This is a genomic window from Variovorax sp. P1_H12_2, from assembly GCF_056405335.1.
In genome coordinates this window covers 1-9,638 of sequence record NZ_JBFUCI010000244.1, presented here as the reverse complement: position 1 = coordinate 9,638, position 9,638 = coordinate 1, and the positions used below count along the sequence as shown (strand labels likewise).

At 67.7% G+C, this 9,638-nt stretch carries 11 protein-coding genes and 1 pseudogene; 10 read left to right on the top strand and 2 right to left on the bottom strand.

The genetic code is table 11. The features are described from left to right. The 10 genes and pseudogenes from AC1D2K_RS21955 to AC1D2K_RS21910 form a co-directional block, all read left to right on the top strand. A pseudogene (locus tag AC1D2K_RS21955) lies at window positions 1–348 on the top strand (carbohydrate ABC transporter substrate-binding protein); the annotation flags it as partial. A gap of 34 nt (window positions 349–382) precedes the next feature. Continuing rightward, window positions 383–1,336 (top strand): carbohydrate ABC transporter permease, encoded by a 954-nt coding sequence (locus AC1D2K_RS21950; RefSeq protein WP_478090949.1) that lies wholly within the window; start codon window positions 383–385, stop codon window positions 1,334–1,336. Between the two features lie 10 nt (window positions 1,337–1,346). After that, complete coding sequence (locus tag AC1D2K_RS21945) at window positions 1,347–2,303, top strand: carbohydrate ABC transporter permease (protein ID WP_478090947.1); 957 nt, start codon at window positions 1,347–1,349, stop codon at window positions 2,301–2,303. A gap of 11 nt (window positions 2,304–2,314) precedes the next feature. Further along, complete coding sequence (locus AC1D2K_RS21940) at window positions 2,315–2,521, top strand: hypothetical protein (protein WP_478090945.1); 207 nt, start codon at window positions 2,315–2,317, stop codon at window positions 2,519–2,521. A gap of 3 nt (window positions 2,522–2,524) precedes the next feature. Continuing rightward, window positions 2,525–3,646, top strand: coding sequence for an ABC transporter ATP-binding protein (locus tag AC1D2K_RS21935; protein WP_478090943.1), 1,122 nt, complete (start codon window positions 2,525–2,527; stop codon window positions 3,644–3,646). Continuing rightward, window positions 3,639–4,667, top strand: coding sequence for an ABC transporter ATP-binding protein (locus AC1D2K_RS21930; RefSeq protein ID WP_478090941.1), 1,029 nt, complete (start codon window positions 3,639–3,641; stop codon window positions 4,665–4,667). The genes AC1D2K_RS21935 and AC1D2K_RS21930 overlap by 8 nt, the downstream gene beginning before the upstream one ends. A 26-nt stretch (window positions 4,668–4,693) precedes the next feature. Then, window positions 4,694–5,314 carry a dihydroxyacetone kinase subunit DhaL gene (gene dhaL, locus AC1D2K_RS21925; RefSeq protein WP_478090939.1) on the top strand — a complete coding sequence of 207 codons (621 nt, stop codon included), beginning with the start codon at window positions 4,694–4,696 and terminating at the stop codon, window positions 5,312–5,314. A gap of 9 nt (window positions 5,315–5,323) precedes the next feature. Continuing rightward, window positions 5,324–6,313 carry a dihydroxyacetone kinase subunit DhaK gene (gene dhaK / locus AC1D2K_RS21920; RefSeq protein ID WP_478090938.1) on the top strand — a complete coding sequence of 330 codons (990 nt, stop codon included), beginning with the start codon at window positions 5,324–5,326 and terminating at the stop codon, window positions 6,311–6,313. A 53-nt stretch (window positions 6,314–6,366) separates the two neighbouring features. After that, on the top strand, window positions 6,367–7,146 hold the full coding sequence (xth, locus tag AC1D2K_RS21915; RefSeq protein ID WP_478090937.1) for an exodeoxyribonuclease III: 780 nt from the start codon (window positions 6,367–6,369) through the stop codon (window positions 7,144–7,146). Continuing rightward, entirely contained in the window at window positions 7,143–7,646 is a 504-nt protein-coding gene (locus AC1D2K_RS21910; protein WP_478090936.1) for a hypothetical protein, read from the top strand. Before xth ends, AC1D2K_RS21910 begins: the two co-directional genes overlap by 4 nt. A gap of 234 nt (window positions 7,647–7,880) precedes the next feature. Here AC1D2K_RS21910 and ntrC read toward each other — a convergent pair whose 3' ends face one another. Both ntrC and AC1D2K_RS21900 read right to left on the bottom strand, forming a co-directional pair. Continuing rightward, the gene (gene ntrC / locus AC1D2K_RS21905) at window positions 7,881–9,386 is read right to left on the bottom strand and encodes a nitrogen regulation protein NR(I) (RefSeq protein WP_478090935.1); all 1,506 of its coding nucleotides are present in this window, start codon (window positions 9,384–9,386) and stop codon (window positions 7,881–7,883) included. 22 nt (window positions 9,387–9,408) lie between these two features. Then, window positions 9,409–9,638 (bottom strand): ATP-binding protein (locus AC1D2K_RS21900; RefSeq protein ID WP_478090934.1); only part of this gene is annotated, 230 nt, incomplete at its 5' end.

Genomic DNA, 9,638 nt, shown 5'->3' with positions numbered 1-9,638 from the left:
GTGGTCTCCTATTCGCCGAACCGCAACGAGGCGCTGCAATACATCAAGTGGTTCGCCAACCCCGAGGTGCAGAAGAAGTGGCAGGCCATCGGCGGCTCGTCGGCCGCCAAGGCGGTGCTGAACGACCCGGCCTACCCGAAGAGCTCGCCCTTCGCGCAGCCCTTCCTCGACTCGATGGACATGGTGGTCGACTTCTGGGCCGAGCCTTCGTATGCTCAACTGCTGTTGTCGATGCAAAAGCGCGTGCATGATTACGTGGTCGCAGACARGGGCACCGCGAAGGAGGCACTCGATGCGCTGGTGGTCGACTGGAAGAAGGTCTTCAAGGACGACGGCAAGTCGAAGTAGGCGCCCTCCTTCGGCACCCACCCCACGTTCGCCGATGCAAAACCCGGCCGTCATCGTCGTCCGCGCCGCACAGGCCACGCCACCCGGCGTGGCGGTGCGGATGCGCGGCCTCTCCGACCGCGCGATCGCCTGGCTGTTCGTCGGCCCGACGATGCTGCTGCTGCTGGCGATCAACATCTTCCCGCTGATCTGGACGATCAAGCTGTCGTTCACCAACTACCGCGCCAACCGGCCGAACGCGGCGGTGGTCGACGTCGGCATCGACAACTACGTGTCGGTGCTGACCGACCCCGACATCTGGCTGGCGATGCAGGCCACCGCCCACTTCCTGTTCTGGACCATCTTCCTGCAGGTGCTGATCGGCTTCTCGCTGGCCTACCTGATCGACCGCAAGTTCCGCGGCCACGGCTTCTGGACCACGATGATCCTGATCCCGATGATGCTGTCGCCCGCGGTGGTCGGCAACTTCTGGGCCTTCCTCTACCAGCCGCAGACCGGCCTGTTCAACTACGCCGTGTCGTACCTCTCGGGCGTTCCGGCGTCGTCGTTCGAGATGATCGGCTCGGTCAAGCTCGCGCCCTGGGCGATCATCATCGTCGACACCTGGATGTGGACGCCCTACGTGATGCTGATCTGCCTCGCGGGGCTGCGGTCGATCCCCGACTACATCTACGAGGCGGCCGAAGTCGACCGGGCCTCGAAGTGGCGCCAGTTCTGGTCGATCACGCTGCCGATGGTGCTGCCCTTCATCAAGCTGGCGGTGCTGTTCCGGGGCATCGAGAACTTCAAGATGTTCGACATGGTCAACCTGCTGACTTCGGGCGGTCCCGGCTCGGCCACCGAGCTGGCGTCGATCACCCTCAAGCGCGAGGCCTTCGAGAAATGGCGCACCGGCTATTCGTCGGCGTTCGCGATCATCCTTTTCGTGGCGGTGTTCGGCCTGGCGAACATCTACGTCAAGGCGCTCAACCACGTGAAGAACCGCTGAAGGCATCACCATGAGCACCGGCATCAGCACCGCGCACTCCGTCGTCGAACCGAGTTCACGCACCCGGGCCTTCGCGGGCGGCATCGTGGTCCTGTACGCCCTGGTCACGATGATTCCGCTGGCCTGGATCATCCTGACCGGCTTCAAGACGCCGCCCGATTCGATCAGCTATCCGCCGAAGGTGCTGTTCACGCCCTCGCCGCAGGGCTACTGCAACCTCTTCACCACGCGCTCGCGCCAGACGCCCGAATACATCGCCGCGCTGCCGCCGCCGAGCGACATCTGCGACAAGGTGGCGCGCGGCGACAACATGGTGGTGGCCGGCCGGTCGAACTACATCCCGCGCTTCGTCAACTCGCTGATCATCGCCTTCGGCTCCACCGTGCTGTCGGTCGGCATCGGCGTGATGGCGGCCTACGCCTTCTCGCGCTTCGACGTGCCGCTGAAGGACGACCTGCTGTTCTTCATCCTGTCGACGCGGATGATGCCGCCGATCGCGGTGGCGATCCCGATCTACCTGATGTATCGCGAGCTCGGGCTGTCGGACACGCGCCTGGGCATGATCCTTCTCTACAGCGCGGTCAACGTGTCGCTCGCGGTGTGGCTGCTCAAGGGCTTCATCGACGAGATCCCGCGCGAGTACGAAGAGGCGGCGATGGTCGACGGCTACACGCGGCTGCAGGCCTTTCGCAAAGTGGTGCTGCCGCAGGCCACCACCGGCATCGTCGCCACCTCGATCTTCTGCCTGATCTTCGCCTGGAACGAATACGCCTTCGCGGTGCTGCTGACCTCGGGCACGGCGCAGACCGCACCGCCCTTCATTCCGATCATCATCGGCGAAGGCGGGCAGGACTGGCCCGCGGTCGCGGCCGGCACCACGCTGTTCCTGATTCCGATCCTGGTGTTCACGATCCTGCTGCGCCGGCACCTGCTGCGCGGCATCACCTTCGGCGCCGTGCGCAAGTAGGAGTGCCAGCCATGCCGACCGCCCCGCCCCCGACCGCACCGCGCCGCTGGCCGCGCTGGCTGCGCCGCGGACCGATGGAGATCGTCGCCTGCATCGTGATCACCGCGGGCCTGGTGATGATGCTGCAGCCGCTCGCGATGAGCCTGTTCACCTGGTCGTTCCTGACCACCCTGGTCGGCACCGCGCTGTTCATGGTGGTCTCCAAGTTCCCCGTCTGAGCCATGGCCGAGATCCGCGTCCACCAGCTGCACAAGGCCTTCGCCGACTTCACCGCGGTGAAGAGCTCGAGCTTCACCGTGCGCGACGGCGAGTTCTTCTGCCTGCTCGGTCCTTCGGGCTGCGGCAAGACCACCACGCTGCGGATGATCGCCGGACTCGAGCTGCCGACCTCGGGCCAGATCTTCCTCGGCGACGAGGACGTCAGCTTCAAGCGCGCGTCGGCACGCGACATCGCCTTCGTGTTCCAGATGTTCGCGCTCTATCCGCACATGAACGTGCGGCGCAACATCGGCTTCCCGCTGGTCTCGCAGGGCATGGCGCGCGCCGAGATCGGCCGCCAGGTCGAGCAGGCGGCGCGCACGTTGCGCATCACGCACCTGCTCGACAAGCCGGTCTCTCAGCTGTCGAGCGGCGACCGGCAGCGCGTCGCGCTCGGCCGCGCCATCGTGCGCCAGCCGCTGGCCTTCCTGATGGACGAGCCGCTCGGCGCACTCGACGCCGAGTTCCGCGAAGTGATGTGCCAGGAGCTGCGCGCGCTGCACGACCGGCTGCGCGCCACCACCGTCTACGTGACGCACGACCAGATGGAGGCGATGGCGATGGCCGACGTGATCGCGATCATGAACGACGGCGTGATCGAGCAGCTCGGCGCGCCGCTCGAGGTCTACGAGCGACCGGCCAGCGTCTTCGTGGCCGACTTCATCGGCGCGCCGTCGATGAACTTCCTGCCCTTCGAGGCGGGCCTCGCGAACGGCGAGAAGGCGATCCGGATCGGTGCCGCGCCGGTCGACGTGCCGGCCTTGCGCGAAGACCTCGCGCCACGGGCCCTGCTGTGCGGCGTGCGGCCCGAGCACGTGCGCTTCGACGCGGCATCCGCGTTGCGCGCCGAAGTGCTCGCCACGGAATACCTGGGCACCAGCACGGTCGTGACGCTGGCCACCGCACAGGGCGCGACGGTGCGCGCCAAGGTCGACGTCGCGCTGCCGGTGGCGCGCGGCGACCACGTCGGGCTGGCCTTCGATGCCTCGGCGATCTCGCTGTTCGATGCGGCATCGGGCCGTGCGCTGCGCACCGCCCGCGACGAGGCCCCGCAGCGAGCCCGGCAGGGAGCGCGCCATGGCTGAGCTTCGACTCGCGAATGTAGGCAAGCGCTTCGGCGCGGTGCAGGCGGTCGACGGCCTGAGCCTGGACATGCCGAGCGGCGAATTCTTCGTGCTGCTGGGCCCGAGCGGCGCCGGCAAGACCACCACGCTGCGCCTGGTGGCCGGCCTCGAACGGCCGGACGCCGGCCGCGTATCGATCGGCGGGCGCGACGTGACGGCCCTCGCGCCGGCGCTGCGCGACGTGGCCTTCGTGTTCCAGCAGTATTCGCTCTATCCGCACCTGAGCGTGTACGACAACCTGGCCTTCCCGCTTCGCTCGCCGCTGCGGCCGGTGCCGGAGACCGAGGTGCGGCGAAAGGTCGAGGACGTGGCGCGCATGCTGCGCATCCACGACAAGCTCAAGAACCCGGCGACCCGGCTCTCGGGCGGCCAGATGCAGCGCGTGGCGATCGGCCGCGCGCTGGTGCGCAGCCCCTCGCTCTACCTGATGGACGAACCGCTGTCCTCGCTCGATGCCAAGCTGCGCAACGACCTGCGGCTCGAACTCAAGCGCATCCAGCAGGACCTCGGCGCCACCCTGCTGTACGTGACGCACGACCAGATCGAGGCCATGACGATGGCCACCCGCATCGGCGTGCTCGACGCCGGCGCGCTGGTGCAGGTCGGCACGCCGCAGCAGATCTACGAGAACCCGAGCAGCGCCCACGTGGCCTCGCGGCTCGGCTCGCCGCGCATCAACCTCTTTGCGCGCGCGCTGGTTCCGGCGCTCGCCGCGCCGCCGGAAGCGATGACGGTCGGCGTGCGGGCCGAGCACCTGCGGCTGCATCGCCAGCCGGCCGATACGGCACACCGCACCGCCAGGGTCCGGCGCATCGAGCGTCTGAGCGACCTGCACCTGGTGCACGTCGGGCTCGACGACAGCGAGCAGGAGCTGATCGTCTCGGCTCCGGCGAACGAGAGCTTCGAGCCGAACGACGCGGTGCAGGTCGAACTGACGCGCCCGCTCTGGTTCGATGCCGAAGGCCGGCGCATCGGCGCCTGAACACACCACACATCACGGGAGCACACATGGCCGACATCGAACTGATCCGGAACGCAACGCAGACGCTGATCGACCACGTCGATGAGCTGACCGCGCTCGACCAGGCGATCGGCGACGGCGACCACGGCCTCAACATGCGGCGCGGCGCGCTGGCCATCCAGGCCAAGTTCGACGAACTGGGCGGCCAGTCGCTCAACGAGGCGCTGCGCACGATGGGCATGACCTGCATGTCGACCATCGGCGGTTCCTCGGGTCCGGTGTTCGGCACGCTGATGGTCACGCTCGGCAAGGAACTGCCCGATCCGCCCACGGCGAGCAGCCTGGCCAGCGCGCTGGACGCGGGCATCAAGGCACTGACCCGGCTGGGCAAGGCCGAGGTCGGCCAGAAGACCTTGCTCGACGTGCTCGACCCGGTGCGCAGGGTGCTCGCCGAAGGCGGCGGCGACCTGGCCGGCCGGGTCCGCGCATGCGCCTTCACGAGCGCCGACGCCACCGCCGCGATGGATGCCATCAAGGGCCGCGCGTCCTTCCTCGGCGAACGCGCGCTGGGCCACGTCGACCCGGGCTCGCGCTCGGTGGCACTGATCATCGGCGCGATCTGCGACAGCCTGCAATCGCCCGCCCGACCGACTTCCCTTTCCGCCTGAAAGCGCACCATGAAGAAGCTCATCAACGAGGTCGATTCCCTGCTGTCCGAATCCCTGGACGGCTTCGCGGCCGCGCACGCCGATATCGTGACCCTCGGCGAGGGCGGCCAGTTCGTGCGCCGGCGCACGCCCAAGCCCGGCAAGGTCGCGCTGATCTCGGGCGGCGGCTCGGGGCACGAGCCGCTGCACACCGGCTTCGTCGGCCACGGCATGCTCGATGCAGCCTGTCCGGGCCAGGTGTTCACTTCGCCCACGCCCGACCAGATGCTGGCCGCGGCGCAGGCCGTGGACACCGGCGCCGGCGTGCTGTTCATCGTCAAGAACTATTCCGGCGACATGATGAATTTCCAGATGGCCGCCGAGATGGTCGACTGCGACAACGAGACGGTCATCGTCAACGACGACGTCGCCGTCGAGAACTCGACCTACACGACCGGCCGCCGCGGCGTCGCCGGCACCCTGATCGTCGAGAAGATCGTCGGCGCCGCGGCCGAACGCGGCGACGGTCTGGCGGCGCTCAAGGCGCTCGGGGATTCGGTCAACAAGGCGACGGCCTCGATGGGTGTCGCGCTCAGCTCGTGCACCGTGCCGGCGGCCGGCAAGCCAACCTTCCAGATCGGTCCGGAAGAGATGGAGATGGGCGTCGGCATCCACGGCGAGCCCGGCCGGCGCCGGGTCAAGCTGGCGTCGGCCGACGACATCGCGGCCGAGCTGAGCGGCGCGATCCTCAAGGATCTGTCGCTCAAGCCCGGCCAGGAGGTGCTGCTGCTCGTCAACGGCTTCGGCGGCACGCCGCTGATGGAGCTTTACCTGATGGTGCATGCGGTGCGCAGGGTGCTCGACGGCCACCGGCTGAAGGTCGCGCGCCATCTGACGGGCTCCTACGTCACTTCGCTCGAAATGGCGGGCTGCTCGGTCACGGTGAGCGCGATGGATGCCGCGACCCTGGCGCTGTGGGACGCGCCGGTGCATACGGCGGCGCTGCGCTGGGGGATGTAATCGGGGCTTCCGGCGGCTAAAGTCCTAGGAAATCATCCTGGACTTTCCCCTTCATGAAAATCGCCACCTGGAACGTCAACTCCCTCACCGCCCGCCTCCAGCACGTGCTGGACTGGCTGATCGCCAACCCGGTCGACGTCCTGTGCCTACAGGAACTCAAGCTGACCGACGACAAGTTCCCTCTGGAGGTTCTCAAGTCGGCCGGCTACGATGCAGCGGTGTTCGGACAGAAAACCTACAACGGGGTCGCGATCCTGAGCCTGGCGCCGGTACGCGACGTGCTGAAGAACATCGGCGGCTTCGCCGACGAGCATTCGCGCGTGATCAGCGGCACGGTCGACACCCCGTCCGGCGAACTGCGCATCGTCAACGGCTACTTCGTCAACGGACAGGCGCCCGACAGCGACAAGTTCGCCTACAAGATGAAGTGGCTCGAAGGCCTGCACGACTGGCTCGAACAGGAACTGGCCGCCCATCCGAACCTCGTGCTGCTCGGCGATTTCAACGTCGCGCCCGAAGACCGCGACAGCTACGACCCGGTCGGGCTCGCCGAGACCATCCACCATACGACCCAGGAACGGGAGCACTTCAAGGCGCTGCTCGCGCTCGGCCTGACCGACAGCTTCCGCCTGTTCGAGCAGCCGGCTAAAAGCTACTCGTGGTGGGACTACCGGATGCTCGGCTACCAGAAGAACCGAGGCCTGCGCATCGACCACATCCTGGTGAGCGAGCCGCTGGTGCCGCGCGTCAAGGGCTGCGTGATCGACCGCGTGCCGCGCAAGTGGGAGAAGCCCAGTGACCATGCGCCCGTGATCCTGGAGCTCGAACCATGAAAACCACCGCACTGCTGCTTGRCCTGGCCGCGGCGCTCGCGCTCGGCGGCTGCGGAGTACTGAAGCCGGACGCCAGGCGGGACGCCGCGTCCGGGGCTGGGCCTAGCAGCGGCGCAGGGCCGTCGGTCGGGGCGTCTGCCGAGCGCCAGATCACGGTCCAGACGCCGGCGGTCCGTGCCTACCGCAAGGTGGGTGCCGCCGCCATCTACAAGAAGTATCCGCAACGCATCTACAAGGGCAAGATTCCGCCGCTGGTGTACGCCGTGGTCGTCACCGAGACCGACGTCGATGCCGACGGCCGCGTCACCGCCGTGCACTTCAGCCGGACGCCCAGCCATGCGCCGGAGGTCAGCGGCATGATCGCCGAGCTGATCCAGGGCGCGTCGCCGCTGCCGAGCCCGGGCAAGCTCGGCGCCCACACCTATGTCGACACCTGGCTGTGGGACAAGAGCGGCCAGTTCCAGCTCGACACGCTGACCCTCGGTCAGCGAAATCGCTAGGATAAGAAATCGCCCCCGAAGCGCCTGCGGCGCTGCCCCCTCGAGGGGGCGATACCGGCGGCCCGGCAAAGCCGGTTCCGCGGTATCCCTGGTATCGGACTGCGCCGGTTTGATGCGCGTCACACGAAGCGAGGAGCGCGGAGACCACGCCCAGGCTGGCGCCGGGCCGCCCCAAGGCGGCCTGCGGCCCCCTCGGGGGGCAGCGACACACGAAGTGAGGAGCGTGGGGGCCAATCACTCCAGCCCGAGTTCCTGGATCTTGCGCGTGATGGTATTGCGGCCGATGCCGAGCTTCTGAGCCGCCTCGATGCGGCGGCCGCGCGTGCTGGCCAGCGCCGTCAGGATCAGGCGCGACTCGAAGCGACGCGACAGCGCGTCCCAGACGTCGGTGCGACCCGCGGCCAACATGCTTTGCGCCTCGAGTTCCAGGCCACCCTCCCACGCCAATGCAGAAGCTGCGGCGGCAGAAGGCGTCGCAACGGCCGGTGATCCGGCCATCGGCGCGGCGGCCTCGCCCTCGGTCGTCACCGCGACCGGCGCGGCGGCAGCCGCCTGCGGCTGCGCGAGCGCCGTCGCCATCACCTCGGGCGGCAGGTCCTTGGCCTCGATCAGCTGCGCCGGCGCCATCACGGTCAGCCAGTGACAGATGTTCTCGAGCTGGCGCACGTTGCCGGGAAAGCCGAAGGTCGCCAGCTGCGCCAGCGCCGCATCGGAAATACGCTTGGGCTCGACGCCCAGCTGCTTGGCGCTTTGCTGCAGGAAGTGCCGCGTGAGCGCCGGCACGTCCTCGCCGCGTTCGCGCAGGGCGGGCAATCGCAGACGGATCACGTTGAGCCGATGGAACAGGTCTTCGCGGAAGCCGCCGAGCTTCACGCGCTGCTCCAGATCCTGGTGGGTCGCCGCAATCACGCGCACGTTGGCCTTGACCGAGTTGTGGCCGCCGACGCGGTAGAAATGGCCGTCGCTGAGCACGCGCAGCAGACGCGTCTGAAGGTCGAAGGGCATGTCGCCGATTTCATCGAGAAACAGCGTTCCGCCCTCCGCCYGCTCGAAGCGACCGCGCCGCATCGTCTGCGCGCCGGTGAAGGCGCCGCGCTCATGGCCGAACAGCTCGCTCTCGAGCAGGTCCTTCGGAATCGCCGCGGTGTTGATCGCGACAAAGGGGCCGGTCGCGCGCGGCGAATGCTTGTGCAGGGCGCGCGCCACCAGTTCCTTGCCGGAGCCCGATTCGCCGGTGATCAGCACCGTGACATTGCTTTGCGACAACCGTCCGATGGCGCGGAACACATCCTGCATCGCCGGCGCCTGTCCCAGCATCTCGGGCGCCGCAGCCATGCGCTCCTCGGCCACTTCCTCGCGCTGGCTCTCGTCGACCGCGCGCCGGATCAGTTCGACCGCGCGCGGCAGGTCGAAGGGCTTCGGCAGGTATTCGAAGGCGCCGCCCTGGAAGGCCGAGACGGCGCTGTCGAGGTCGGAGAAGGCCGTCATGATGATGACCGGCAGGCCCGGATGCTTGGCCTTGATCTTGTCGAGCAGGTCGAGGCCCGAGCCGCCGGGCATGCGGATGTCGCTCACCAGGACCTGGGGGCCTTGCGTCTCGTCGTCGGCCGCCGCTTCGAGGGCGGCGAGCACTTCGCGCGTGTTGGTGAAGCTACGGGTCGGCAGGTCTTCGCGCAACAGCGCCTTTTCCAGCACGAAGCGGATTGATTGATCATCATCCACTATCCAGATCGGCTTCATGCAGCTCCTTGTTGCTTGGCTGCTAGGGCAGCGGTATCAGTATCTTGAAATCGGTCCGTCCCGGGACGCTGTCGCACTCGATCACGCCATGATGCTGCTGGACGAAAGTCTGCGCCAGCGTCAATCCCAAGCCAGTCCCGCCTTCCCTGCCCGACACCAGCGGATAGAAAATGCGGTCCTTGATCGCGTCCGGCACGCCCGGTCCGTTGTCGATGACATGCAATTCCAGTGCCAGTCGATACCACTGCTTGT

Excerpts from the sequence above, each read along its gene's own strand:
- AC1D2K_RS21950 (WP_478090949.1), top strand. The coding sequence starts at position 383 with ATGCAAAACCCGGCCGTCATCGTCGTCCGCGCCGCACAGGCCACGCCA.
- AC1D2K_RS21935 (WP_478090943.1), top strand. The coding sequence starts at position 2,525 with ATGGCCGAGATCCGCGTCCACCAGCTGCACAAGGCCTTCGCCGACTTC.
- AC1D2K_RS21940 (WP_478090945.1), top strand. The coding sequence starts at position 2,315 with ATGCCGACCGCCCCGCCCCCGACCGCACCGCGCCGCTGGCCGCGCTGG.
- AC1D2K_RS21930 (WP_478090941.1), top strand. The coding sequence starts at position 3,639 with ATGGCTGAGCTTCGACTCGCGAATGTAGGCAAGCGCTTCGGCGCGGTG.
- AC1D2K_RS21945 (WP_478090947.1), top strand. The coding sequence starts at position 1,347 with ATGAGCACCGGCATCAGCACCGCGCACTCCGTCGTCGAACCGAGTTCA.
- xth (WP_478090937.1), top strand. The coding sequence starts at position 6,367 with ATGAAAATCGCCACCTGGAACGTCAACTCCCTCACCGCCCGCCTCCAG.
- dhaK (WP_478090938.1), top strand. The coding sequence starts at position 5,324 with ATGAAGAAGCTCATCAACGAGGTCGATTCCCTGCTGTCCGAATCCCTG.
- dhaL (WP_478090939.1), top strand. The coding sequence starts at position 4,694 with ATGGCCGACATCGAACTGATCCGGAACGCAACGCAGACGCTGATCGAC.